Raw genomic sequence first — 24,311 nt, 5'->3', positions numbered from 1 at the left:
AGAAACTGTAAGTTTCGACGAAGCAATCTCAGGAGTTCTATGCTACTTCATGAGATTGCCACGTCGGTTAACCTCCTCGCAATGACGAAAAGCTATTTCATTCATCAATTTCAGGAGAAAATATTAATGTCGTATGTACCGATAGTAATTGAACAAACATCACGCGGTGAACGTGCTTATGATATATATTCAAGATTGCTAAAAGAACGTATAATCTTTGTATGTAGTACTGTTGAAGATCATATGGCAAACTTAATTGTTGCACAATTATTGTTTCTTGAAGCAGAAAATCCTAAAAAAGATATATATATGTATATCAATTCCCCCGGAGGAGTTGTAACCGCAGGTCTTGCGATTTATGACACAATGCAATATATAAAACCTAAAGTGGCTACATTATGCATAGGTCAAGCTTGTTCTATGGGTTCACTTTTACTTTGCGGAGGCGAGAAGGGAATGCGTTATAGTTTACCTCATAGCCGTATTATGATCCATCAACCGTCAGGAGGTTATAAAGGACAAGCTACCGATATAGAAATCCACGCTCAAGAAACCCTAAAAATCAAAAGGTTACTTAACGAATTGTATAGTAAACATACTAGACAAGAGTTAAAACATATCGAAAAAAGTATGGAACGTGATCATTTCATGTCACCGGAAGAAGCAAAAAAATTTGGAATAATAGATAATGTAATGTCTTTTAGAGATGCTATGACAATGTCAGCAAAATAAAGATTAAATTTTATAAAAAAATCTTATAGATTTAGTTTTACTATTATATAAGAGAATTAATTTGTTATAGTCAATTCAGTGGGATTTGCATATAAGGAGCGAGGAGTTAAACCTAAATAATGGGATAGCGACGAGTGACGATGTAGGCGAGTCCAAATCAATTGACTATATTGGGGTCATAGCTCAGTTGGTAGAGTGTTTGAATGGCATTCAAAAGGTCGGGGGTTCGATTCCCCCTGGCTCCACCAGTTAAAATAAGGGTTCCCTCTATTCTATTCTTTCTTAGCACACTCCATATGCTGCTTATATGCTGCTCACATTTTACTCCTGATTGTGTAACACATGATCATAGAGATAATAATCCTCTTATATTTTATAATTTTGTTGGTAATTTTATCCCCCCTGAATGGAGTAATCTCTCATCTCATAATGATAAGATACTAAGTAAGACTGCAAGACAGCTATTGTCTCTAATAGTATTTCGCATGCAGATCTACTATAATAATAGTATCGACGAGCTCCAAGAGACTTATACCTTCTTTGAAGAAAACTTAAGAGTCTGTCAAGAACGTGTAAGACAGTGCTTACTTGAGTTAAAAAAGAGTGGCTTTATTGATATGCATAAAGCAACGATAGTTAAGTATGGCATTAAATGCCGTAATACTCCTTGCATTAAGCTAGCTAGAAATTTCCAACCTGCCTCTAGTAAAATAACTCGTGATAATGAAAAAAATTTTTCACCTGCTCCAAAAAACTTTGGGGTGAAGCCCAAAGAATTTTTGGGTCAACCCCAAAAAAGTTTGGATGACAAAAAATATATATAATAATAAAAATATATCTAATAAATCTAGATCTAGTGAAATTTTTAACAAAAATGGAATTGATCAAGATGAACAATTATTACAATCTGGACCAGAGCAAAATCTAGAACAAGATTTACAATTTACAGCAGAAAAATCAGCAAATAATCAGCAAGATAGCAGAAAAGAACCAGAATGTAAAAATTCTGTAAACCCAACAGGTAAATCAAGCATTACAAGCAGTGATTGATAGAGCTGATTATACAAGACATAACCACGTAGCTGACAATAATGCAGCAGTAGAATCTAGATAAAATAAATGCTGGTTTAAAAGAAAAAAATTAGCAGACTTCTATCCATTAAGCCAAGAAGATGCTGATTTACTACGCATAAAATCTAATCGAGAGTTTAATCTAGACTTTATCAATAAGTTGCTTTTAAAGCTTGCAGGAGAATATTCTAATTATCATTTTGGTCATAAGAAGGTGCTACTGAATTACATGGCCAAGGCTCTTGCTAACGAGCTAAGAGCAGCTACTAAGGCTCATGATGCGAGTTTTCAGTTTAACTATCACGATGCAGATAAAGCTAAAGAGCAATATCTAAATGAGGTAGAAGGTAGTACTGATACTAGCAAACAAGCTCAGCTAAAACGTAAAATTATTGGCATCTTTGACTCAGATACAGCTTATGAATTGTTAAGCTCCTGCTCTTTTATTGGTGTAGTTGATAATCAGTATCAAATCAGTCTGCTTCAAGATATTCAGCTTTCAGAATACGCACAAGATAAGATACTACAGCAAGTGAGAATGATTTATGGTAAGAGTGCTAAGCAATTGGAAGTGATACCATGTACTAGGCTCTTATCCCTTTTTTAATTGTTTCTTTATCTAATTTGTCTAATTCTGTTATTGTAGAAAATAAATCCTTTTCAGGATTATCAATGGTTGGTTGAGCTGTTACTTCTAGTTTTTCTCTTGGATCTTCTCTATTAAAGTTAATTCCGACTCCTGTTGCATACTTTGATTTAGTTCTACCTATTAGTTTATAAGCATAACCTTTGTGCCTAATTGCCTTATTGCAGTTTGTGCAGATTGACATAATTGCTCTCCCTGTTTGAATTCTAATATTATATGAGGGGCATATTCTGCCCTCACACCATCACTATGTTTTTTGAATAACAAAGAAAGGTCTAAAACTCCTCTGCCAGAATTTTGTTCAACACTAGTATCTATCCAATATTTATCCCTATAATTTAGTACAAACAACCCATAAATAAAACCGTGATATGATGCCTCTGAACTCTTAGAAAGTATTGGATGATTGTTGTACAATTCTATCAACTGCTCAAAAAAAGGATTTACTTCTTTCTTAATTTTATCTTCGAACTCATTCTCTCCTTGGCTGTTTCTATCATTAGTAAAATCTTTGTCATTTAAATCAACAATTAAATTTAATTTTTCATCTAATATGACACTGGTTGACTTATCATCATCTTGTATTATTTTTTGTAATGGTTGGACCCTAATAAAATTTGAAGTTTTTTTTAGTCTATCCCCTAATGTGTTATTGTCATCAAATCTTATATTATCTTTTTTCTTTATATTAAAAAGTAACATTTTAGAGTTAGCATTTGTTATATCTATGTCATTTTTCAAGTTAAATTGTTTCCCTACACTTTCAAGTTCAGCACTTGTATATTTTACATATTTACTATATTGATGAAAAGTGATATTGCTATCTTCCCTAACAACAAGAATAGATCTAAATACTACTTTGTTTTCGTCCATCTTAAAAGCTATTTTTAAAATACTAATGCCTTTATCTATTTCTAAACTAAAACACACATCTAGAATCTTTTCCTTTAGTGTACCTATATTTTGAACAGCTAGAGCGTCACCAAGAAAAAATATAGCCAAAACTTAGTTTTATTTGGTGCTCCATTATTAGGAGTACTTTGCAAAACACGTTCAAACCTTTGCTTAAACTGTTCAGGTTCGTTTAAAAATCCTTCTATTAGTTCACAGCGCTCTACATTTTTTGTCATTTTTTCTCTCCCGGAAACAGTATTATTATAAATCTGTAGACATAAAATCATATGATAGATTATTTGCATGTCCTAATTCTAAGGTGGAGTTGTCAGCATACACTACAGTGTAGTCGTTTGATATAGCACCTTGTTCTAAATTATTTTGTACATTGCTTACAATTATTAATTGCTCTTCTTCTATATTCTTTTTATCTTTTTGTCTTTGGATAAATGCATCCAACTGATTTAAAACATTTTCAAACCACCATTCATTTTTAAATTTTTCTTTAAATTTCTCGATCGTCTCTAAAGATGGATTGAACCATTTGATAACTTCAGCTGGATTATTATTTTCAAGATCAAGTTCATCAAAAATATCACTGATATTATTGTAGAGCATAAATTGATTTTTGAATTTATTAACTAATTCTTGTGATGCACTGCAACACCAATTGACAAAATTATCTGCCAACTTAAATTCATTTCGATATAACAACCTCCCACATATGCCTAACATTTCTTCTTTGCTATGCAATATTTCCTTTTTAAAATCATTTATTTCATTTTCACTTTGAATACACCAATGAGTTAGCTTTTTTAAAGACTGTAATTGATCGTTTCTACATATTAAATGAGCTATTAACTCAGTATTATATACAGCATATTTTTTAGATAATAAGATGGCTTTAAAATTATTGATTGCATCTTGATTATTTAAAAATCCCCAATTCAATGCTTGCTCAGCTAATTCAAATTTGCTTTCCTGAAGCAACTGACAAGCTAATTTTACAAATTTACTTTTTAGAAAGTCAATTTGGAACATTGCTGTTTTATACTGATATAATTCATTTGTTGATTTAAAACACTATTGTAAGAAATGATCTACTTTTGTAAAATCTGCTTTATCGCCAGTAACAGAGTGCTCTAATAGTTCTACAAAAGCATAACTACATACCAATTCTTGTAATTTGAATTTGTTGGCTTCTTCTAATTTTAAACTCCAATTTAAGAATTCATCTAACTTATCCCACTCTTCTCGCTTTACAAAATATGAACCAAGGTCACCACCTTTCTTTTTTATTAGTATTTCCTTAAAGCTCTCGACATCTTCAGGAGATGTAAGAGCATACTTCATAAATATTTCTAATAAACCCCGTCTGCTATGCATTAAAAAACCTGCACATTTTTCAAGACTATAACTTGAGAATATTATTTCTCTCTTTTGTTCAAGACTAATGCTAGGTTCAGAGAGTATTAACTGAAGCAGGTCTATATTTTTTCTATAGGTCATAGTAAGCAATACATCTTCATACCTAGGCTTATGATATTGAATTTCAAACATATATTTTTTTAAGTGCTGGGGAGCATCCTGCCAAAGTTGTCTAAAGATCTCTTTATATTCACCCTGCCTATATTTTCCTTCAGAATTTTTTCCTATCTTATCTGCTATTACTTTTAATGTATTAAAATAATCACTATGTATCATATCTAATATGTTATGAATTGCAGGCCAAAAATAATCTCTCCATGGCCAGTCCATAATAATAATATTAAGTATCTCAGAAGCATGGTTTTGTAGTATGTAAACTTGTTGTTTTTCTTCCATTTGAGACAGTAAAAAAGTGATGATTTTGCTATTTTTGTAAGGCAATGCTATTTCTGTCGCTTTTACTATATTCTCAAGCTTCTCCATATCACTAAGTTTATTCCAGATATATTCTACTGCAACCGCATTATTAATGCTAATTACCTCTAATAACATATATTCATATAAACTTCTATCAACTCGATTGACATGGTTATGTCTTATTAATCTTGTATAAAAATTTGAGTCTTGTATGTTACCAGCTATAGCAGAACTCCAAAAATTTACAAGAATGTTGTTGCTCCTTAAACAATCTTGCCAATAAATATCAGATGTAGAGACTTGTTGCACTATAATTACTATCTCATCTTCTAAACAATAAGTACAGGCTAGCCTGTACTTATCGTAATTATTCAATTCATTTCTGGATAATAAAGCTTGGGCTGTTTTTTTGTAATTAATTAAGCCAGATTTTTCCCAGTAAATATGTAGAAATTAGAATGTTAATATAGTTCACTGTCTCTGATAATGAAAAAAGTGTATTGTGCATTGTATTTAATAAAATCAGATACTTCCCTACCTATTAGACCAACATAAGCTTGCACTTTTTCTTTTATAGGGTTTGGTAAAGGTAGTGAAGCAGCTTTATCTGCTACCTTGTTCTCAATTTTTTGCTATTTATTGCTATCAATCCATTGGCTAGAAGCAGCTATATTTTTTGCTGAATATCCTCATTTTTCCACAACTTGACTGCTATAGCGACAAGTAACATATGTTGTAGCGATAACCTCTCCAGATCAAGCTTTTGTTGTTTTAGGTTGTTATTGCTATCATCTGTTGACTTTCTATTACTCATAATATCCTTCCACTTTTATTAGATTAATTACTACAATGATAAACCATTACATTAATTATTTTATATCTCAAAACTTTAGATATTGCTAAATAAATAATGTATTAAAAGCATGTATATCAATAGTGTTGCTATAACACTTGGTTTTTCTATATAAATCTTGTGGTTAAGAATTAAGAGTAATCTTACTTCTAGTAATGTAAAATCTTAAGTAAAACTGCAAGACAGCTGCTACCTCTAATAATCGTTTGCTTACAGATCTACTATGACAATAGTATTAATGAACTTCAGAAAACTTATCACTTCTTTGAACAGTTTCTAGGAGTTTGTCAAGAACTTATAAGACATTGTTTGCTTAAGCTTATAAAAAAGAAAGTTTTGTAATCTCTACAATAATTATGAAATATAGTATTAAATGCTGTAGTGCGCCTTATATTGGATTTACTAAAAGCTTCTGACTTGCTTCTCAAAAATTTCCTAATGGAAATGAAAAAATTTTTTACCAATTCTAAAAAAATTGGATAACAAAATACATAATGAATCTTTTCTCTATCTACAGAAAAAAATTAGCGAATGAGAGCACAGTATAAACTAGAAAATACTAGAGGCCCTACGGCTCACAACAGGTGCTCTCCAGCTTAAAATTAATCAACGATTAAAATATACGGGGTGACAACTAATAAAGTCAAAAGAGATAAAGTCTCTTTATCAATTCAGATAACTAGATTTATTTGAAAGTAAAAATATTGCTAAATTTGCAACATCTTCTTTTGTAGCATATGATTTCAAAGGGATAGCAGAGGTATCTTGTGATAATTGAGCTTTATATGAAATATTATTAGAAATAGCCTTTGCTCTTATTCTATCTTAATGATGCTGCGTTAAAACTATTCCTGGTGAGATAGAATTGACCCGAATTTTGCGGTCGGCACAAAAATACATCAGATTTTTTATTTCTCCACTCCAAGCAAGGCGTATAACATTAGTATTAGCATAATCGGACGAATAATTTTTAGAACTACTGCCTGAAATTACTACGATACTACTGTTATCATGAAGTTTGGGTCCAAAATAACGCACTACTTCAAGAGGAGCAATAAAAGTCTCAGCAAACACTGTAGCCCACTCCTGTAGACTAGGAAGATTATCTTGATTTAGGGATGGTCTTGGACCGATAAGGACAATTCCGCTAATAGTTCCATCATTAATTTTATTTGCAGAATTCTTTATAGTTTCGATGTCAGAAAAATTAATTATCAATATTTTTACAATAATATTGGGATACTTTCCTTGTAATTTCTTTTGTAAGCTCGCTAATTTATCCTTGTTTCTTCCTGCTACTAATAAATTATATCCTTCTGCACCCAAAAAATCACACATAGATTCTCCAATCTGTCCAGTCGCTGCTGTAACCAGTACTGTGCTATTTGAATTGTTTGCCTTAACGCTAGTAGAGAAACAAAATATTAATATATTAGTTAAGAATTTCATTTTATGCTTTCTTAAAATAAGTATTAATTGATTAAAAAATTAGTACAAAAACAGGAATAAATTTGTTTCATACCTATTAACTACAATTTAGTAAATAACTCAATTATAAGTCATGTTTAATTTATAGAATGCTATAGTTTGATAACTTAAGCTTTAACTTATAAAACAATTGCCTAGTCAAAGTACTTGCAAATTTAGTCAACAGCCCATCATGTAATTCTTTATTAATAGCGGTTTTAATTAAAGTTGTGACTTGCCCGCAGGTTTTAAAGGAAATAACTGAGCTAGTTGGGTCTTTATAATAAACACCCAAATTATTCGGCATATTTTGTTCTATAAACGCTATTATATCACTTGCTCTTTGTGCTTCTGCTTTCTTGCCTAAAATATTGCCAATAATGTATGGCTTCATAAAGCATTGCCTTAAATATTCTTTTGTATTGTTTAAGGTTACTGGATCTTCTATTTGAATGTCTTTAATTTTACCAACTGCTTTAGCACCAAACATAATACCATTCTTCCTGCTTGATAAACCTTCATCAGCTGGCAGTAAATGTTTTTCTAGCATTTCAGATACTGTATAACTTATTTTAGATGATACTAATGCAAATAAAGCAATGCCTATTGGAACATTATCAATTTTAACTGGAGCTTGCATTGATATTTCATCTTTCAGCCAAACATTTGCTTTTGGAGCAAATAAAAAGATAAAAATAAATAAAGATGGGAAGAACCATTCCATGGCAAAAATACCAATATTACCTCTAAAAATAGCTCTAGTTGCTGCCCAAATACCACCAATAGTCAAAGCAAATTGTCCTACTGGAGTAAAATACTCGCTATTTGAGCTAAACACTCTGCCTATGCCATTAAATACTTGCCATATACTGCTAGTTTCACTTGGAAATACCCAACAACTAGTAGAGTTCTCTTTTCGTACTTTTAATATTTCTAATGCTTGATCTAATAAAGGTAAATTATGAGATTGACCGTTTTTAGTTTCTGGAAGGTATAATTATTTGTCAGTAAAACTCACTTGATCCCACTTCATAGTAAGTAAATTATCTTTACGTACTGATGTATATAAAGCTATTAAGAAAAAATCCTTCATTACCTGGTTTTTCTCTTCTGCTATTGCTGTCAAAAACTGTGGTATTTCTTCTCTAGTTAAATATCTATCTCTTGATTTTTCTTTATGCTTCTTAATGCCAATAACCGGATTTACTGTTAACATTCCCCGCTCAATAGCTTTATTAAGTATTGATCTTAAAATATCAATACACCTATTAGCAGCATATGTCCCTGACTCTTTACTGAGATGATTAAATTTTTCTTGAATACTTATTTTTGAAATAGCAGATATCTGTACTGGATATAAATCTTTGGCATGTCTATCAACTGTATCAAGATAATCTTGCCATCTTTTCATATTATATTTAGCATAATCATTAGTGTATCTCAGTGCTTTGAAAGTAATCTTGTAAGCTGATTCTTTTAAAGCGTGTTTTTTCTTCTCTTCTATTGGATTAATGCTATTTGATTTTTTAATTTAGATGCCTTTGTTCTTGCTTCACACACAGATAAATTAGGGAAAGACCCTATTTTTACTCTATAATATTTTTTGTTAATGATGCTACCTAAATAAAATATCTTGCTACCACCATATGATACTATCAGTAATAATCCTTGCTCTTTAGTATCTTTATATAAATCTCTTTTTTCTTGTGGCGGTTTAATTTCCTGAAGTAGTTCTTTAGTAAAAAGTAGTGATTTGACTGACATAAATCCTTCCAATACCTTCGCTGTATACAATTGAACTGTAGTATGTTTTATTTATAATGGCAAATCTTATTGTCAAACAATCTTATACTTAAATATGGGCTATTAGAAACTCACCTTACGCAAACTAGTGATTTTGACGAAAATTTGCCAATTCATTCATAACACAAGTTTCGTATTAATAGAGACTCTGTATAGCTGATAGTGGTATGAACGATGCTGTGTTTGTGATAAAATCAACTAAAAGCTTTATAAATTTAGTACACTATCATGTTTAATGCCAGATATTGAATTGAACAGCTTATAACGCTTCGTACAAAACCTAATCCAATAAGGCTTGTAGAGAACTTATTATCCGTAATTTTATGGCGTCTGAATATGACACTATTGTTATTTAAGTATACTTTGCTGTTTTTGCGTAAGGTGAATTAGAAAAATTCATGATTAACACGAATAAAATCAACTGCTGGCTGTGGTAATTGTGTGTATATTCAAACGGTCCTTTCTTTTTTAGAAGATGAAAATGCATAATAAATTCTAGTTATTATATGCTGCTTATATGCTGAGAATATTTGTGAATTTGCTATATTTTTTTTGATTCCTGACAAATAACTGCAACTCTATTACAGTTAAATTATTACTTTTGGTAGTAAGATAAATCCTATAAGTAAAAAGGCTATAAGCCTAAGAGTAGAAAAAATTGTATGTTTATGAAGAGAGTAAAAAGTAGTTAAGAATTGGACCGTGTAAATGGCATTCAAAAGGTCGGGGGTTCGACTCCCCCTGGCTCCACCATGTCTTATTTCTATTTCAATTTATAAATACTTCAAACAGTAAACATATTATAAACTAAGGACTTTTTACTATCAAAAAAAAGTTAGATAATATTCAATCTTATCATAATTCCTTTTTAGATTAGTTTTAACTTACTTAGTGAATTAATAAGAGGCTATAAAATGAATAAAGTAATTACACAATTATTAGAAATTAAATTAGTTGGTATTACAAGCCCGCACCTCAAACGCTGCAGAAATGAACGCTGATACTGCAAAAATAGGAATAATAATGCAGCGATTTTTTGCAGACAAGCTACAAGACAAAATCCTAAATAGACAAACTCCGGAAAAAGTTTTTGCAGTTTATACAAATTATGAAAGTGATGCTACCGGGGAATATACTTATTTTCTTGGAGAAGAAGTTACCTCTTTTGAGAATATAGATAAAGAGTTTTCAACTCTTACTATTCCAATGCAAACTTATACAAAATTTACATCCGATCCTGATCAAATGCCTAAAGTTGTTATTGATATGTGGCAAAAAATATGGAATATGGATGCGGCAATGTTAGGAGGGGAAAGAGCGTACATAGCTGACTTTGAAATATATGATGAAAGGAGTAGTGATCCACATAATGCAGTAGTTGATATTTATATTGGCATTAAATTAAACTAGGATATATGCTTTATCGGCAAGTTTTAAAAATAACTCGTTTTCTATTCCATCCTCAAGATTCCAACAGATAGCAAGCATAAGCTAGACAAAATACCAGCTTCTAACCTCTTGTATATGAATATACATTTTGAAAAAGCTAATTTAACTCATAAAGAAATTATTTTTAATTGGTTAGAAGAGCCTCATATAAAAGAATTTTGGGACAATAGTCAAGAACATAAGAATGACATTTTGAATTTTATTATCGGCAGAAAACAGCATTATTTTTACGGGACAACTAATTATTGGACTGGTTTTATAAATAATGAACCATTTTGTTTTATCTTATCAGATATGCTTGAAAAAGACCAAAATTTATCTGATATTCAACGAAAATATTTGTCTAAATCAGGTCATACGATAACTCTTGATTTCAGTATAGGTAATAAAAACTTCTTAGGCAAAGGGCTTGCTAGCTCTACTTTAGAAGCTTTTATAAAATTTTACCACAAACATATTGATCCACTAAGCGATACTTTCTTTATTGATCCTGATGAAAATAATCGTTCTATAATATAGCATCTTAACTCCTCATCCGGTGCTAAACTTGTTATAGAAGGTCCTTCTAAATAAATCTTTAGTAGCAGAGTGTTCTTTTTCGGCAAATAAATATACCGTATCCTTTAAGGTTAATTCATTTGGTATAGGAATATCGATACTAATGGGCAAAAACGCTTGCATTAAAACATTTCTTTTATTTTCTTCTTCAGCTTGTTTTTTCTGTTTTCTAATTTCTTTACAATTAGAACAGGAACAATGTAGATGATCGATATGATTACATAAAGGACAGAATGAGTTAACACTTACTATATTACTATCACCATTAGTATAACTTCTGCTTCTAAATTCACTCACTAAATTTATATCCAAACAATATTTACAGAACAATTCATTATGAACTAGAGGGGGAAAGAGTTTAATTAACATGCTAGGATATACATTAATCTCAAATTCTTCTAATAAATCTGGTATTTTTTCGTAATTATAATAACGTCTTATTAATTCTTTAATTTGTGTTTCACTTAAATGCGATAAATCTTCATGAGCCATAACTTAATATAAATTAATTGATTATTAGGTATATAATTGTAACTTATAAAATTACGGCTATAATAGAGAAAGTAATATAAATATACAACTATTTTTATTATAAAAGTAAAAATAGAAATTAAAAGACTATCAATATGAGGTAATTATTAGACTATAAGCTCTCTTGAAAGCTTTTAGACTTTATAAATGTAATAACAAATGCATATGAAACTTTTAAAGGCTCGACAGTGGAAACCTTGATTACTATTTTGCTTTCCGGTTCAATAAACTACAAAAATTGGCTAACTGTCCAGACTAGTGCGTGGTATGTTAGTATTACAGAAAAAAGATATTTTTGTTTAGGTAAAGTTGATGGTAATATTTTAACAGTCCGTCCATTTTACATTCCGAGATAATCATACAAGAATTTTTGGAGCAGGATACTGGCGTAAAGGTAACCATTTCTTTAAGTAAAGAGAGCATAGAATTTTTTAAATCAGAAGTAGCAACTGTACATGTTCCTTATCAAAAAATGATTAAGATTTTATTAGACTGAAATTACCGTTTTACTTAAATTAGGAACCTTCTTTGCTAATCTTATTTGTAGCGATCTTCTTTTTTAGGTTAAACTGAAATTTGCGTCGTTGTTTTGCGATCTCATATAGCACAATGCCGGATGATGTACCCAAATTAAGACTTTCAATAATTCCGTACATTGGAATGTTAATACAAAAGCTACTTCTCTCGACAGCAGTTTTGCTAATTCCTACTCCTTCGTTTCCAAACCAAACTGCAAGCTTGTTATACTTAGTGTAATCATGTTCATGAAGCACTACATTTTTGTATCCTTTCATGTGAGGAGAAGTAATGACTGAAACAAAACTTTCCGTCTCCAAATGATCCATACAGCTATTTGTGTCTTTGAAAATCTTTACGAAACTCCATGTGATGTCTGAGACGGATATAGCATTGAGTTTTGGCTCTGTACGCATTTCTTCCCATGTGTCAGGCAATAGTTTTTGATTGGTAACAATATAAGCTTTTTCAATCCCAAGTGCGTTAACATTTCGAATGATGGTGCCAATATTTTTTATATTATCAGGGTTCTCAATTACGGCGATCAAGTTCTTGCACCTAAACTCTTTAATTTTTTAGCTCTTGTGCGAAGAGTCGGTTTAGACTTTTGTTTTTCTTCCATAATATATTAAATAGATTTATAAATATAAAAATTATAAAAGATGCTAATGCATAATAACAAAAGAAATATTATTATGGCGGAGAGAGGGGGATTCGAACCCCCGACACGTTGCCGTGAACACGCTTTCCAGGCGTGCGCCTTAAACCGCTCGGCCATCTCTCCAAAATTTTTAGCATTGCCCGTGTGGCTTCCTATGTCATTCTCGCAAGGCGTTTGCATGGATACTTAATCGTCATTGCGAGCAAGCCGTAAGCTGCGTGGATCAATTTCACCTCTGTCATCCTGCGACTTGATCGCGGGATCCAGTTAAAAATACTAAAATTATTAGTATTTTTTATTGTTTTTCTGGATACCGTGGTCAAGCCACGGGGTGACACCGAATGCATTTTTCAATCCACGCAACAAAGCCCACCCGCAATGACAACTCGGTATCCATGCGGATAATACTAAGACTTATTCTTAGAAAAAATATTATTAGCTTCTTCTAACTCATTTTTAGTATTAACACCAACAATTAAATCATGATCAGTAGATAATAAATATGAAACTTTTTCACCATGATTTTTACATATTTTTACTATTTCAGTTAAATAAACTTCCTTATTACCGTTAGTATTAGTAGCAAATAAAGGTAAGTATTTATTTAAAATTCCGCTACTGAAAGCCATAATACCTGAATTACAAAGTTTTATGTTTTTCTCTTCTTCACTTGCATTTTTATATTCGATTATCTCTAAAAACTCACCATTTTTATCAGTAGCTATTCTTCCATATTGAGCCGGATTTGCTCTCTCAAAGCTTAAAGTCACTAATGCAGAATTAGTAAGGCTTAAGTAATCTATTAATTCATGCATAAGTTTTGGAGTAATAAGAGGATGATCGCCGTATAAAACTAATATTGTTTTATTTTTATCAATTAAATCTATTGCTGCATAAGTAGCATGAGCTGTACCTTTAGGTTCTTCTTGCAGTACAAAGCAACACATATTTTCATAGGGCGTTAAATGTTTTTTAAGTTCTTCTAAATAAACTATAATTACATCATTTGTGACGTTAAGCGAATTCTTTAATACCGTTTCAAGCATTGGAACTCCGCCGACTTTATGCATTACTTTCGGTAAATCGGACTCCATTCTAGTACCTTTACCGGCTGCTAAAATAATTATTTGATAATTTGTATCGTTATAAGTCATTGTTCTCCTTGTATTATTTCATAAACATCATCGGATAACTCATAATTCCCGAAAACTCTTTGTACATCGTCGCTTTCTTCTAAAACTTCCACGAGCTTTAGTAATTTTTCAGCTTTTTCCTTATCATCTATAATTATTGTATTTAATGGAATCCAGCCTATATAAGAGTCTTCAGGCATACCGTATTTGCCGGTTAAAAATTCTAGAACTTTAGAAAAATTTTCAATATCCGTATAGATTGTATGGGTGGTATCATCAGAGATAATATCATCTACATCTAACTCTATAACTGCTTCTAAAATATTTTCATTCGATGCTATATTGCTTAGATATTGAATAACGCCGTAATGTTTAAATAAATAATTGACACTACCGGTTTCGCCTAAACTTCCACCATATTTAGTAAAACTAGAGCGTACTTCTGCAGCAGTGCGGTTTTTATTATCGGTTAAAGCTTCAACTATTATAGCAATACCATTCGGGGCATAACCTTCATATCTAATTTCCGTATAATTTTCGGTATTAGAAGAATCATTAGCACTATTAATAGCTTTATCTATTCTTTCTTTAGGGAGATTTTGACTACGTGCGGCGGTTAAAGCATTTCTAAGACGTGGATTATTTTCAGGATTATTAGAAGAACCGGTTTTAGCTGCAGTAACTATTTCACGAATTAATTTAGTGAAAACTTTTGCTCTTTTTTTATCTTGAGCCCCTTTACGATACTGAATATTTTTGAACTTTGAGTGACCGGCCATATTTATTTCTTTTCTTTCAAAAGTAATATTATATACTCCGAAGTAAAATGAAGAGTAATATACGAAGATCAACTTGGAAAATAGCAAGGAGTCTGTAAGCCGAGGAGCGGAGCGTATATTAAACGTTCAGCATCCGAGAACTTACAAAGACGACATATACTCACATGCTTTCAAGAATTGAATTTTATTTTGAGAGGTGACTGTACGCAACGTACCACTTAGTACGTGAGTACAGGAATTTTCGATAAAATGAAAGAACAATTCTTGAAAGCAAAAGAGTAAGGCAATTTTTCAAGTTCATCCGATTAATTAACCTTGTTTTGCTTTAAATCTTTTATTCTTTTTATTTATTACAAAAATTTTGCTTCTTCTTTTAACGATCTGACAATCTTTATCACGTTTTTTTAATGATTTTAATGAGCTAACAACTTTCATAAAATATACTTTTACATTTAATTTGGACTGATAATAAACATTTTTATTTATTTAGTCAATTACCAATTTAAAGCATTTTTAAATAAAATACCATGAAACATGGTATTTTATTGACATATATTAAATAATATATTATATGTTTATAAAAATTAAGAAATACCACAATTTGACCAATAATTACAAAGGGATAAAATAATGAATAAATATTCATTATTTAACTTTACTCAAGAAACTATAAATGAAATCAAACAAAATGGAAGAGAATGGAGTTTAGACAAACCATATTATGATGAATTTCTTGTTGAATTACCAAAATTAGTTCAAAAATTTGATCTATCTGAAATAATTACAAAAGTAGATTATCCAGGTAAACACGTATCCATATTTAATGCAGTAGGGGAGCTAGCATCATATGCTCAAATTGCTAAATGGGCTGAGGACGCTATTAAAGATGAGCAGCAAGGTGAAAATGAAAAAGCTAATAATCAATGGAAAACTATAAAAGCAGTATTAGAGCATGCTAGAACATCAGGTATAGATTATTGTAGTTTAATAAGAGGCTGGAAAAATAATAAAGGGGTAGCACAAGGTGATCAGATACTGAAACTTACTTATTAAACAAAATATTGACTTAAGTATAGATGAACTGAATATAGCTAAAATCATAATAGACGAAGCAGATAAAGGAGAATACGGTTTATACGCTATTCCAAATAATTATAAAAATAATGAAAATGCAAAACATGCAGCTAACGAACATAAAAAATGGTATGAAAGCGTAATTAAAGATGAGGCTTTTTCAATGTTACAAGCTTTAAGCTATAGTACGAATACAAGCTCTATATTGCAAGAAGAAGATCTAATTGATCTATCTGAGGATGATTCTACGTTATCTCCAGAAATGTCAAAGGAACAAAATAATCTTAACGATCAACAACTTACAACTGTGGTTCATCAAGCAACTGCTCATGCTAACAGAGAGGAAATACCACATGTACAACCTTCTACTAGTTCTAATAGAGGAGAGAGCGGTACAGAAGATACTATTTTTTAGGTATGCAAGCTAAGGATTTAGTAACATTAATTAATGCCGGAGTGCAGATGGAACTACTAATCCTCAAGATGCTCAAGGTAGAACTGCTGAAGACTTTGTAACGCAAGTACAGTAATCTTTTGCAAGCGACAGGGGGTGATATTAATAATTTGTTGGATATGGTACCCGATATACTAGGTAATCCTCAAAACACTAATGATGCAGCTTGGGATTTAGATTAAATCTTTACCTCTTAAATGTCATAACTTCTTTTGTTTCGCAAGAGAAGTTATGATAGATTATTTTTATTTCTTAAAAATAATTAATAATTTCTATACACAAACCTTATATTTTATTATATTGACAAAATTTTACAAATTCTATATTTCCGTTTTCAAAAATTCAGAATCCATATTCCATGGTTTTTAAGATTTTAATTTAAATAAGGATATATTATTTGTGAAAGAGTCTTTGATTGAAAATTAAAAAAAAAAGATGTAATGGGTAAACTAGAATCGACAGATTATTTAAGTATACTTACCAAAATCAAAAAGCTTATTGAAGCTAATAATACTGATAGTGTAGCATTAAGACAAGGTTTATTGTCCTTAGAGCAGGTTTCAAAAGAAGCAAAGAATAATAAGCTATAAAGGTAAGGACATATTAGAGTTGCTTGCTCAAAATTTACCGGCAACTAAAAGCGATACATTAAAAACAACAATATTTTACATACTACTAAATGATTGTAGTGATTATTATAGAAATCATGAAGATGTTAATAATACATATCAATGGCTTAAAGAAGTTGGCGTAAGATTTAATGTGGTTAGAGCTGCAAATTTAGATGAAGAAACATTAACCTCAGAAAATTTTAACTTTAATAAAAAGTCAGCTGAGTTAGAGCCTGTAGTAAAGAACTTGAACAAATATTAGAAACATTAGGTATTACTAAAGATAATTTTGATGCTAATGATTTATAAGTAATCTTGTTCGCTTCTTATACCATAACTTCCCTTGCTTCATAATATAAGTTATGATAGGCTAGTTTATCTTATTGTAACTCAAGTTTATTTTAGCGTTGCCGGTATGGTTTGGGAATTGTGCCAAATTTTCCTATGTCATTCCCGCTTTCGTGGGAATGACATAGGGGAGGCAAAGAATAACACAATGACCATACTACTCCTATTATTATCCTTTATCCTCTTCTCTAAGCCGGCTATTGCCGATCCTGAAATAGCTGAATCCTTTAAATGTTCAAAACTTTTTCCTTACTTTGAAAAAAAATTTAATATCCCATCTAATACGTTACATTCAATAGCTTTAAAAGAATCGGGGAAAAAACATACAACCCATAAAATTAGAGTAGTATGGCCTTGGACGGTAAATGTTGAAGGAAAAGGCTATTATTTTAACAGTAAAAGAGAAGCCATAAGTTTTGTTAGAATAGAGCTTATAAAAGGGCGAGAGAGTATTGATGTTGGATGCATGCAGATTAACTTAAGGCATCATTTCGGGGCTTTTAATTCCCTTGAACATGCATTTGATCCAAATAATAACATTCGTTACGGTGCAGAATTTTTACGTTCAAAATATGATCAGTTAGGGAGCTGGCACAAAGCGATAGCTCATTATCATTCGGCTACACATTCTTTAGGGTTTAAATATAAGCAAGATGTAGTTAAAATAGCAAGTAATATGGCTCTTTATAAAGCATCCTTACATAGTTATCTAAATAATAATGAAGGGGCTTTAGAAGATACAATTCCGGTCAATAATAACAAAGTTAAAAAAAAATCACTTTTTATTGGCAATAAAAGATACAGAAGTAGTATTATGATACCAGTTCCTGCTAAAATTAATTAATTCTATGAATATTAAATTAATTACATGTTTTTTAATATTAGTAAGTGCGGTAAAAGTAAATACCGATTTTAACAATATTCAAGATAATTTTGAATATCAGGAAGAGCAGCTAACAATAGAATTACCTTGGAGCGACTGTACCGAAATTCATAAATTATTAGAGGAAAAATTATCTTTTTCAGAACAACAAATAAAAAAAGAAAATAAAATTCATGAGAAATATAAGCAATTTTATTTAAAACATAATAATCCTACTAATTTTTCTATGCAATTTCTTGAGAAAAAATCTGAGACTAATGGAGTAGAAACTTTAATATCAGGTTTTTTAAAATTTTGTGAAGATAATTTCCAAACTAGTAAAAGTAAATCTAATTCCCTAAATTATTATATTAAAAAACAACAAGACCAATGGTTTAATGATATAAGAAACGAGAATTACAAAATATATTATAGAAAAAAATACGAAGATAATATCTTTAGAAATAATTAATTTATTTCAATACTTGATTCATATATTGTTTAATTTATATTATTATTGTTGTGTATAAGTAGTTATAAATCTCTAGGAGAATCTAATAAGACAAAGAGCAATGTTTCAGCGGTAGCAAGAAAAAAAGTTTCTAGTAATGATAAACAACTAAAACCTGTCTACTTAGAGTATTTGGATCTAACTTCGGATTTAAATCCTTCAGAAAAAAGCCTGTTGAGTTTAGAACCTTTATCGCCTAATAATAAAAATACGAAACCTATAGTTGTAGGTATTCAGGAGAATTTTGAAGGGCTAGATAGAGTTAAAGGGGATGATATTCGCACTGCAAGACAGAGAGAACTTGTTTAAAATAGTTTGCTAGGAGATTTTTTAGGAGGTTTTATTTCTCGACCGCCACCAACAATTTTAGGAGAGAAAATTCAAGATAGGAGAGGATTATATATTCAACAGACTAAAGCTAAAAAATCACCGAAATAATGCAGTAGCGGGAATAAGTAACAGCTTATTTATCAAGCATGCAGCTAATGATATAATAAGTCGGTTAGAGATGATTGATAAGGATTTTTCGGATATTCTAGAAATATCGGCTAAATGCGGTTATCTTACGGGTTTACTAAAAAATGCTTATCGAAGTGCCGATATTACCGTAACAGATATGTCGCCTTTATTGCTTGATTTTTTTGAGCATAATCACAAATTGTTAATCGATGATGAAGATTTAGAATTTCCTCCGAACTCTTTTGATTTAATTATTTATTCATTAGGATTACACTGGATAAACGATGTGCAAAGTTTTCTATCTAATATAAGAACATTTTTAAAGTCTGACGGTATTTTTATCGGTAATTTTGTCGGAGGAAATAGCTTAAAGAATTTACGTCAATCCTTAATAGATGCCGAAATAGCAAGTGGTTTTAAACATTTTCCTCATATTTCTCCTTTTATTCATTTTGATCATGTCCCAATGCTATTATCACAAGCAGGATTTGCCGAAGTAATTGTTGACTATGAAAATATAGAGCTAAAATTTGATAATCCTTTAGCTTTAATGAGGAAAATAAAAAATATAGGTGAGTCAAATTCACTAAATGCTAGTCATAATTACGCTATTTCTAAAAAGATGTTTTCTTTACTACAAAATTATACAAACGGCTTTGAAGATAATATTAATTTAATTAGTTTTATTGCTTCACCGAATAAGAATAGTATAAGATTAAAGTTGTTATAAAGGTGATAGTGGTGTATGGTTGGTTGGAATGATGATAGAGGCATTGCCGTATGGCAGTCGATGTCATTCCCGCGAGAGTGGGAATCTAGGCTTTTTTGTTGTCACCCCGTAGCTTGACCACAGGGTCCAGTTAAAAATACTAAATTATTAGTATTTTAAGTTGTTTTTTGGACCCCGTGGTCAAGCCACGGTATGACAAAGGGAGGATAATATAAGGTAAAAATATGCAAGAATTTGATTTAGTGGTAATAGGTAGCGGTCCGGCCGGTTATACAGGCAGTATTAGGGCTGCTCAGCTTGGTATGAAAGTAGCGTGTATTGAGAAAAACGATACTCTTGGCGGCACTTGTTTAAATATAGGATGCATACCGTCGAAAGCTTTACTTAATTCCTCTGAAAAATATGAAGAAGCTCTAAAGCATTTTGAGAGTATAGGTATTACTGCAGATGTAAAACTAGACTTACAAAAAATGCTAGCTAATAAAGATAAAGTAGTTCTTGATCTTACAAAAGGTATAGAAAGCTTATTTGCTAAGAATAAGATTACTAGGATAAAAGGCGAAGCTAAAATTATCTCTAGTAATATCGTTGAAGTAAATAAAGAGCAAATTAAAGCCAAAAATATCCTAATTACTACAGGCTCCAGCGTCATAGAAATACCGAACATTAAAATAGACGAAGAATTTATTGTTTCATCTACCGGTGCTTTGAAACTTTCTAAAGTACCTGAGAACTTAATAGTTGTCGGGGGAGGGTATATAGGCTTAGAACTTGGTTCAGTTTGGCGTCGTTTGGGAGCTAAAGTAACGGTTATTGAGTATACACCGAGCATTGTACCTATGCTTGATAAAGAAATTGCTACGCAATTTATGAAACTACAGCAAAAACAAGGTATAGAGTTTAAACTGAATACTAAAGTGCTATCTGCAGTAAAGTCAGGAAAAGTAAATCTGACAATAGAGGAGGGCGGTAAGAGTTCGGTAGTAACAAGCGATGTTGTGTTGATGGCGGTAGGCAGAAAAGCCTATACACAAAATCTAGGACTTGAGTCTGTCGGTATTATTATGGATAAGCAAGGTAGAATTGAGATTAATGACCGGTTCCAAACAGCAATTTCAAATATTTACGCAGTCGGTGATGTGGTAAAAGGAGCTATGCTTGCTCATAAAGCCGAGGAAGAGGCTGTAGCTGCCGTGGAAATTATGGCAGGGCAGGCGGGACATGTTAACTATAATTTAATTCCAAGCGTAATATATACTTATCCTGAAGTAGCAAGCGTCGGTGAAACGGAAGAACAACTAAAAGAAAAAGGCATTAATTATAAAGTCGGTAAGTTTCCGTTTTTAGCAAATAGTAGAGCAAGAGCAATCGGTAGTACGGAAGGTATGGTTAAGATTCTTGCCGATAGTAAAACCGATAGGGTTTTAGGAGCTCATATTATAGGAGCCGATGCAGGTACATTAATTGCCGAGCTTACCGCTTATATGGAATTCGGAGCAGCTTCAGAAGATATAGCACGAACCTGCCACGCCCATCCAACTTTAAGCGAAGCTATAAAAGAGGCAGCACTTAGTGTGGATAAAAGGACTATTAATATGTAAATGTTCAAATTATCATGCCGTGGCTTGACCACGGCATCCAGTTAAAATTATTAGAATGGTAAGTTATTTTTATGGATACCGTGGTCAAGCCACGGTATGACAATGATATGAACAAGCAAGAACTGCGTCTTTATTTCAAAGAACTTTTAATAAAAAACCAAGAAAAAATTACTTCCGACTTAGTCAAAAACTCCCTAATCAATAAAATTAGCCGGTTATTACAGGAGTTAAAAGTAAAGACAGCAGGACTTTACTTTCCTCTAAAATACGAAATTAACTTACTTGAAATAACAAACTTACATCCTAAAATAAAATTCTTCTTACCGAAAATTATAAAAAATAAGATAAAATATTGTCCTTATCATTATAATGATCAATTGGCTTTAGGGGCTTTTAAAACCTATGAACCTATAAATAATGATTTTTTTATACCTGAGTTAGTTATTATCCCAGGACTTGCGTTTAGTAAAGAGGGTTATAGACTTGGATACGGCAAAGGACATTTTGACCGATATCTTAATAATAACCGAAATATATTAACCGCCGGAGTTTGTTTAAAAGAACAATTAATAGATAATTTGCTGGTTGAATCTCATGATCGTAAGCTTAATTTTGTGATTTCGGTATAATAACCTTAATTTTTTTAATTGTATAAAATATTATTACAAAAATCAACTTAGGGTAAAATGGTTGATATAATAAAAAAAATTGTCGTATCGATCGGTGTACCTTTTGCTTTTTTTTTGCACAAGCAGTTGGAGATTAGCTAGAAACAGGACAAGTATCCGGCAATACTCAGACTGGAGATATTTGCTTTCAATTAGCATTGGTAGGAGTAGGGACACTTATCATAGATCAGGCATTTTATAACTTGCCTGATGATGTATACAACGAATATGTCAAAGTAGTACAAGATAGTGAGATACAAGTTACATTAGTTGGCTAATTTTTTTCTATTCATATATAGACTACAAGTTATTTGATTTGTAGCCTTTTTTCTTATAAGTTATTACACAAACTTATTATTTCATCTTTATATTTTTGTTTGTGTAAATATTTGCTTTTTAAATTTAGATTTTTAAAATCTTTGTGATGCAATGGCGGGTATTTACTAAGCTTTATTAAATCTTCATCTAAAATAAAATGCTTACGAGGAATATTTATAGTTTGTGCATTCTCTTCACGATAAGCTGCAAGTATTTGAATTTTGTGGTTAAAACTCTCATCATCACTTCTATATGTTATTTTTTTCCAAGCATCTTTCGGCTCAACCTTATAATTTCTAACATCTAATAAAGAACTAAGAGTAGTTTGATATTTATTAGTTAAATTATTTCTAATAATTATATTATTTAACTCTTTATATATCTTATACAAATACTCCACGTCTAACATTGCATAATTTAACATATCACTAGTGATAGGGCGTTTTAGCCAGTTAGATTTTTGGTGGGTTTTATCGATAGTAATACCGATTAGCTTATAGCAAAGGTCATCATAGCTTAGCTGTTTACCGAATCCGCAAATATTTGCTGCAATTTGTATATCAAAAACATTAGAAGGTAGTATTTTAAATAAATTATAGAAAATCTCTAAATCTTCACGAGGAGCATGAAATATTTTAGTAATATTATTATCTGCAAGCAGCTTATTAAAAATATTCAGATCTAAATTGCTTAATGCATCAATTATTCCGCAATATTCTTCTGCTTTAACTTGAATTATACTAAGCTGAGCATAATAAGTATAGCGACGCTCAAATTCCGTATCTATGCTTAAGCATGCCTTATTTGCTAACCGGTTACAAAATTCTTCTAATGTTTTTTGATTATCGATAATTTGCATAGAAGCTATTTATAAAGCTCCGATAATTTTTAAGAAAAGATTAGTATGAGATAACGACAGGACAACTTCAAGACCGATTAAAATAATAATAATCCACTCAAGTTTGGTAGAATGTTTATAATTAAGGTCATTTGAAAGAATGTCTAAAAGTTCATGAATCATATTAAGACGATGATTCATTATATTTTGCCGTATTTCTATGTCTTGAAACTCTGCTGTCATGAGATATAGAGGCTCATAGTTCGGACGACGCCAAAAGAATTCCGGAGTATCGAATATATCGCTATACAAACTGATTGAATAACGCTCGTTAAATAATATACCTATTTGCTGTAATATCTCCTTTTTAGAAAGCGATACGCTACCGGTTCTAGCTAGTTCCTGTTGTATAGGGGTTGTCTGAACAATCAAGTTACTAACGGATTGCTCAAGAACGCTCAGTTTAACCGATTGTGCAAGAGCATGGGAAATAGAAAGTTTAACAAAAACTGATTTATCGGCTAAGATTATTTTATTTTTTTCTTCATCAATAAATGTTTTCTCGACTTCTGGATTATATTCAAAATAAATATAATCAAACACCGGCTCTTTAAGCTTGTTCACGGTTACTAAATCAGTATCGCTTAAAACTATTTTTTCTTGAATTTCATCGCCGCCCCAAATAGTTACACAGCCAAACGGAAAGAAAAATATCTCTATAAAATCAGAATCTTTATTTATCTCTTTCCGAATATATAAAACATCGTCAAAATGTTGAGGTTCAAGACCAATCTTTTTTAAATTAGTAACTAGATTACTCATCTTATATTCGGAAGAAGTACAGTAAGATGAACATCTCATGATTATTAAGTTTAATTTATATAAATTTAGAGTATAGT

The 24,311-nt window shown here is 31.1% G+C and carries 30 protein-coding genes, 2 tRNA genes and 5 pseudogenes; 19 read left to right on the top strand and 18 right to left on the bottom strand.

What is annotated here, in order from left to right; all coding sequences use genetic code 11:
* Positions 1–126: 126 nt before the first annotated feature.
* The 5 genes from clpP to D6968_RS05035 all read left to right on the top strand — a co-directional run bounded on the left by clpP (position 127) and on the right by D6968_RS05035 (position 2,410).
* Positions 127–732 (top strand): ATP-dependent Clp endopeptidase proteolytic subunit ClpP, encoded by a 606-nt coding sequence (gene clpP, locus D6968_RS00840; RefSeq protein WP_121542738.1) that lies wholly within the window; start codon positions 127–129, stop codon positions 730–732.
* 172 nt (positions 733–904) lie between these two features.
* Positions 905–980: transfer RNA gene (locus D6968_RS00835), tRNA-Ala, on the top strand.
* A gap of 48 nt (positions 981–1,028) precedes the next feature.
* Positions 1,029–1,556: a hypothetical protein gene (locus D6968_RS05040; protein ID WP_245968992.1), complete on the top strand. Its 528-nt coding sequence runs from the start codon at positions 1,029–1,031 to the stop codon at positions 1,554–1,556.
* Positions 1,537–1,782 (top strand): hypothetical protein, encoded by a 246-nt coding sequence (locus tag D6968_RS05605; protein WP_245968990.1) that lies wholly within the window; start codon positions 1,537–1,539, stop codon positions 1,780–1,782. The genes D6968_RS05040 and D6968_RS05605 overlap by 20 nt, the downstream gene beginning before the upstream one ends.
* A gap of 181 nt (positions 1,783–1,963) precedes the next feature.
* On the top strand, positions 1,964–2,410 hold the full coding sequence (locus D6968_RS05035) for a hypothetical protein (protein WP_177717126.1): 447 nt from the start codon (positions 1,964–1,966) through the stop codon (positions 2,408–2,410).
* Here D6968_RS05035 and D6968_RS00825 read toward each other — a convergent pair.
* From D6968_RS00825 to D6968_RS05595, 9 genes and pseudogenes are all read right to left on the bottom strand, one after another.
* Entirely contained in the window at positions 2,388–2,633 is a 246-nt protein-coding gene (locus D6968_RS00825; protein ID WP_121542736.1) for a hypothetical protein, read from the bottom strand. The genes D6968_RS05035 and D6968_RS00825 overlap by 23 nt on opposite strands.
* Positions 2,573–3,451, bottom strand: coding sequence for a hypothetical protein (locus D6968_RS00820; protein WP_121542734.1), 879 nt, complete (start codon positions 3,449–3,451; stop codon positions 2,573–2,575). The genes D6968_RS00825 and D6968_RS00820 overlap by 61 nt, the downstream gene beginning before the upstream one ends.
* A 153-nt stretch (positions 3,452–3,604) precedes the next feature.
* Positions 3,605–4,384 carry a hypothetical protein gene (locus D6968_RS00810; protein WP_121542730.1) on the bottom strand — a complete coding sequence of 260 codons (780 nt, stop codon included), beginning with the start codon at positions 4,382–4,384 and terminating at the stop codon, positions 3,605–3,607.
* Between the two features lie 42 nt (positions 4,385–4,426).
* Positions 4,427–5,563 (bottom strand): hypothetical protein, encoded by a 1,137-nt coding sequence (locus D6968_RS00805; protein ID WP_121542728.1) that lies wholly within the window; start codon positions 5,561–5,563, stop codon positions 4,427–4,429.
* Between the two features lie 292 nt (positions 5,564–5,855).
* A complete protein-coding gene (locus D6968_RS05030; protein ID WP_177717123.1) occupies positions 5,856–6,002 on the bottom strand; it encodes a hypothetical protein in 147 nt (48 codons plus the stop codon).
* Positions 6,003–6,866: 864 nt separating this feature from the next.
* Complete coding sequence (locus tag D6968_RS00800; protein ID WP_121542726.1) at positions 6,867–7,490, bottom strand: SDR family oxidoreductase; 624 nt, start codon at positions 7,488–7,490, stop codon at positions 6,867–6,869.
* A gap of 184 nt (positions 7,491–7,674) precedes the next feature.
* A pseudogene (locus D6968_RS00795) lies at positions 7,675–8,376 on the bottom strand (conjugal transfer protein TraG N-terminal domain-containing protein); the annotation flags it as partial.
* A gap of 129 nt (positions 8,377–8,505) precedes the next feature.
* Positions 8,506–8,919: a site-specific integrase gene (locus D6968_RS05600; protein ID WP_245968986.1), complete on the bottom strand. Its 414-nt coding sequence runs from the start codon at positions 8,917–8,919 to the stop codon at positions 8,506–8,508.
* Between the two features lie 89 nt (positions 8,920–9,008).
* The gene (locus D6968_RS05595; protein WP_245968984.1) at positions 9,009–9,272 is read right to left on the bottom strand and encodes an Arm DNA-binding domain-containing protein; all 264 of its coding nucleotides are present in this window, start codon (positions 9,270–9,272) and stop codon (positions 9,009–9,011) included.
* Positions 9,273–10,301: 1,029 nt separating this feature from the next.
* On the opposite strand from D6968_RS05595, the gene D6968_RS00785 reads away from it, so the two are divergent.
* The gene (locus D6968_RS00785; protein WP_245968982.1) at positions 10,302–10,721 is read left to right on the top strand and encodes a GyrI-like domain-containing protein; all 420 of its coding nucleotides are present in this window, start codon (positions 10,302–10,304) and stop codon (positions 10,719–10,721) included.
* 114 nt (positions 10,722–10,835) lie between these two features.
* Entirely contained in the window at positions 10,836–11,279 is a 444-nt protein-coding gene (locus D6968_RS00775; RefSeq protein ID WP_121542724.1) for a GNAT family N-acetyltransferase, read from the top strand.
* 12 nt (positions 11,280–11,291) lie between these two features.
* Here D6968_RS00775 and D6968_RS00770 read toward each other — a convergent pair whose 3' ends face one another.
* Complete coding sequence (locus D6968_RS00770; RefSeq protein WP_121542722.1) at positions 11,292–11,810, bottom strand: hypothetical protein; 519 nt, start codon at positions 11,808–11,810, stop codon at positions 11,292–11,294.
* 418 nt (positions 11,811–12,228) lie between these two features.
* Here D6968_RS00770 and D6968_RS06590 point away from each other — a divergent pair.
* A pseudogene (locus D6968_RS06590) lies at positions 12,229–12,345 on the top strand (CopG family transcriptional regulator); the annotation flags it as partial.
* 19 nt (positions 12,346–12,364) lie between these two features.
* Here the strand turns inward: D6968_RS06590 and D6968_RS00755 are convergent.
* From D6968_RS00755 to ykgO, 6 genes are all read right to left on the bottom strand, one after another.
* Positions 12,365–12,913: a TrmH family RNA methyltransferase gene (locus tag D6968_RS00755; RefSeq protein ID WP_218564466.1), complete on the bottom strand. Its 549-nt coding sequence runs from the start codon at positions 12,911–12,913 to the stop codon at positions 12,365–12,367.
* Positions 12,914–13,061: 148 nt separating this feature from the next.
* Positions 13,062–13,149 (bottom strand) — tRNA-Ser (locus D6968_RS00750).
* A gap of 29 nt (positions 13,150–13,178) precedes the next feature.
* A complete protein-coding gene (locus D6968_RS05590) occupies positions 13,179–13,373 on the bottom strand; it encodes a hypothetical protein (RefSeq protein ID WP_245969002.1) in 195 nt (64 codons plus the stop codon).
* Between the two features lie 60 nt (positions 13,374–13,433).
* Complete coding sequence (locus tag D6968_RS00740) at positions 13,434–14,180, bottom strand: sugar phosphate nucleotidyltransferase (RefSeq protein ID WP_008579441.1); 747 nt, start codon at positions 14,178–14,180, stop codon at positions 13,434–13,436.
* Positions 14,177–14,938, bottom strand: coding sequence for a YebC/PmpR family DNA-binding transcriptional regulator (locus D6968_RS00735; RefSeq protein WP_121542760.1), 762 nt, complete (start codon positions 14,936–14,938; stop codon positions 14,177–14,179). The genes D6968_RS00740 and D6968_RS00735 overlap by 4 nt, the downstream gene beginning before the upstream one ends.
* Positions 14,939–15,247: 309 nt before the next feature.
* Positions 15,248–15,373, bottom strand: a complete 126-nt coding sequence (ykgO, locus tag D6968_RS00725; protein ID WP_008579439.1) for a type B 50S ribosomal protein L36 — start codon at positions 15,371–15,373, stop codon at positions 15,248–15,250.
* A 195-nt stretch (positions 15,374–15,568) separates the two neighbouring features.
* On the opposite strand from ykgO, the gene D6968_RS00720 reads away from it, so the two are divergent.
* The 11 genes and pseudogenes from D6968_RS00720 to D6968_RS05580 all read left to right on the top strand — a co-directional run bounded on the left by D6968_RS00720 (position 15,569) and on the right by D6968_RS05580 (position 22,534).
* A complete protein-coding gene (locus D6968_RS00720; RefSeq protein ID WP_121542718.1) occupies positions 15,569–15,991 on the top strand; it encodes a hypothetical protein in 423 nt (140 codons plus the stop codon).
* Between the two features lie 184 nt (positions 15,992–16,175).
* A pseudogene (locus D6968_RS06405) lies at positions 16,176–16,648 on the top strand (hypothetical protein).
* Positions 16,649–16,906: 258 nt separating this feature from the next.
* Complete coding sequence (locus D6968_RS05585) at positions 16,907–17,056, top strand: hypothetical protein (protein ID WP_245968980.1); 150 nt, start codon at positions 16,907–16,909, stop codon at positions 17,054–17,056.
* A gap of 19 nt (positions 17,057–17,075) precedes the next feature.
* Positions 17,076–17,339, top strand: coding sequence for a hypothetical protein (locus D6968_RS00710; protein ID WP_245968977.1), 264 nt, complete (start codon positions 17,076–17,078; stop codon positions 17,337–17,339).
* A 153-nt stretch (positions 17,340–17,492) separates the two neighbouring features.
* Positions 17,493–18,269, top strand: a complete 777-nt coding sequence (locus tag D6968_RS00705; protein WP_410519438.1) for a lytic transglycosylase domain-containing protein — start codon at positions 17,493–17,495, stop codon at positions 18,267–18,269.
* A 4-nt stretch (positions 18,270–18,273) separates the two neighbouring features.
* Positions 18,274–18,759 carry a DUF2532 domain-containing protein gene (locus D6968_RS00700; RefSeq protein ID WP_045804056.1) on the top strand — a complete coding sequence of 162 codons (486 nt, stop codon included), beginning with the start codon at positions 18,274–18,276 and terminating at the stop codon, positions 18,757–18,759.
* Positions 18,760–18,795: 36 nt separating this feature from the next.
* Positions 18,796–19,236: pseudogene (locus D6968_RS00695) on the top strand (hypothetical protein).
* A gap of 31 nt (positions 19,237–19,267) precedes the next feature.
* Positions 19,268–19,987 carry a methyltransferase domain-containing protein gene (locus D6968_RS00690; protein WP_342767332.1) on the top strand — a complete coding sequence of 240 codons (720 nt, stop codon included), beginning with the start codon at positions 19,268–19,270 and terminating at the stop codon, positions 19,985–19,987.
* 224 nt (positions 19,988–20,211) lie between these two features.
* The gene (lpdA, locus tag D6968_RS00680; protein ID WP_121542712.1) at positions 20,212–21,588 is read left to right on the top strand and encodes a dihydrolipoyl dehydrogenase; all 1,377 of its coding nucleotides are present in this window, start codon (positions 20,212–20,214) and stop codon (positions 21,586–21,588) included.
* Between the two features lie 107 nt (positions 21,589–21,695).
* Positions 21,696–22,217: a 5-formyltetrahydrofolate cyclo-ligase gene (locus D6968_RS00670; protein ID WP_121542708.1), complete on the top strand. Its 522-nt coding sequence runs from the start codon at positions 21,696–21,698 to the stop codon at positions 22,215–22,217.
* 57 nt (positions 22,218–22,274) lie between these two features.
* Positions 22,275–22,534, top strand: a pseudogene (locus tag D6968_RS05580) (hypothetical protein).
* Between the two features lie 53 nt (positions 22,535–22,587).
* Here the strand turns inward: D6968_RS05580 and D6968_RS00660 are convergent.
* Both D6968_RS00660 and D6968_RS00655 read right to left on the bottom strand, forming a co-directional pair.
* Positions 22,588–23,433, bottom strand: a complete 846-nt coding sequence (locus tag D6968_RS00660) for a ribonuclease D (protein WP_121542706.1) — start codon at positions 23,431–23,433, stop codon at positions 22,588–22,590.
* A gap of 9 nt (positions 23,434–23,442) precedes the next feature.
* Positions 23,443–24,234, bottom strand: a complete 792-nt coding sequence (locus D6968_RS00655) for an RMD1 family protein (protein ID WP_121542705.1) — start codon at positions 24,232–24,234, stop codon at positions 23,443–23,445.
* Between the last annotated feature and the right edge of the window lie 77 nt (positions 24,235–24,311).

The sequence above is a fragment of the Candidatus Rickettsia colombianensi genome, assembly GCF_003664375.1.
In the GTDB taxonomy this organism is placed as follows: Bacteria; Pseudomonadota; Alphaproteobacteria; order Rickettsiales; family Rickettsiaceae; genus Rickettsia; species Rickettsia tamurae.
Note: the sequence above shows the minus strand (reverse complement) of the source record. Positions and strands in the feature narration are given on the sequence as shown.

Coding starts and splice junctions, on each gene's coding strand:
- D6968_RS00720 (WP_121542718.1), top strand. CDS start 15,569: ATGAATAAATATTCATTATTTAACTTTACTCAAGAAACTATAAATGAA.
- D6968_RS00705 (WP_410519438.1), top strand. CDS start 17,493: ATGGTTTGGGAATTGTGCCAAATTTTCCTATGTCATTCCCGCTTTCGT.
- D6968_RS00670 (WP_121542708.1), top strand. CDS start 21,696: ATGAACAAGCAAGAACTGCGTCTTTATTTCAAAGAACTTTTAATAAAA.
- D6968_RS05030 (WP_177717123.1), bottom strand. CDS start 6,002: ATGAGTAATAGAAAGTCAACAGATGATAGCAATAACAACCTAAAACAA.
- D6968_RS05595 (WP_245968984.1), bottom strand. CDS start 9,272: ATGTCAGTCAAATCACTACTTTTTACTAAAGAACTACTTCAGGAAATT.
- D6968_RS00770 (WP_121542722.1), bottom strand. CDS start 11,810: ATGGCTCATGAAGATTTATCGCATTTAAGTGAAACACAAATTAAAGAA.
- D6968_RS00655 (WP_121542705.1), bottom strand. CDS start 24,234: ATGAGTAATCTAGTTACTAATTTAAAAAAGATTGGTCTTGAACCTCAA.
- D6968_RS05605 (WP_245968990.1), top strand. CDS start 1,537: ATGACAAAAAATATATATAATAATAAAAATATATCTAATAAATCTAGA.
- D6968_RS00785 (WP_245968982.1), top strand. CDS start 10,302: ATGAACGCTGATACTGCAAAAATAGGAATAATAATGCAGCGATTTTTT.
- D6968_RS00740 (WP_008579441.1), bottom strand. CDS start 14,180: ATGACTTATAACGATACAAATTATCAAATAATTATTTTAGCAGCCGGT.
- D6968_RS05600 (WP_245968986.1), bottom strand. CDS start 8,919: ATGAAAAGATGGCAAGATTATCTTGATACAGTTGATAGACATGCCAAA.
- D6968_RS00700 (WP_045804056.1), top strand. CDS start 18,274: ATGAATATTAAATTAATTACATGTTTTTTAATATTAGTAAGTGCGGTA.
- ykgO (WP_008579439.1), bottom strand. CDS start 15,373: ATGAAAGTTGTTAGCTCATTAAAATCATTAAAAAAACGTGATAAAGAT.
- D6968_RS05040 (WP_245968992.1), top strand. CDS start 1,029: ATGCTGCTTATATGCTGCTCACATTTTACTCCTGATTGTGTAACACAT.
- D6968_RS00660 (WP_121542706.1), bottom strand. CDS start 23,433: ATGCAAATTATCGATAATCAAAAAACATTAGAAGAATTTTGTAACCGG.
- D6968_RS00800 (WP_121542726.1), bottom strand. CDS start 7,490: ATGAAATTCTTAACTAATATATTAATATTTTGTTTCTCTACTAGCGTT.
- D6968_RS00735 (WP_121542760.1), bottom strand. CDS start 14,938: ATGGCCGGTCACTCAAAGTTCAAAAATATTCAGTATCGTAAAGGGGCT.
- D6968_RS00825 (WP_121542736.1), bottom strand. CDS start 2,633: ATGTCAATCTGCACAAACTGCAATAAGGCAATTAGGCACAAAGGTTAT.
- D6968_RS05585 (WP_245968980.1), top strand. CDS start 16,907: ATGGGTAAACTAGAATCGACAGATTATTTAAGTATACTTACCAAAATC.
- D6968_RS05590 (WP_245969002.1), bottom strand. CDS start 13,373: ATGCATTCGGTGTCACCCCGTGGCTTGACCACGGTATCCAGAAAAACA.
- D6968_RS00775 (WP_121542724.1), top strand. CDS start 10,836: ATGAATATACATTTTGAAAAAGCTAATTTAACTCATAAAGAAATTATT.
- clpP (WP_121542738.1), top strand. CDS start 127: ATGTCGTATGTACCGATAGTAATTGAACAAACATCACGCGGTGAACGT.
- lpdA (WP_121542712.1), top strand. CDS start 20,212: ATGCAAGAATTTGATTTAGTGGTAATAGGTAGCGGTCCGGCCGGTTAT.
- D6968_RS00810 (WP_121542730.1), bottom strand. CDS start 4,384: ATGTTCCAAATTGACTTTCTAAAAAGTAAATTTGTAAAATTAGCTTGT.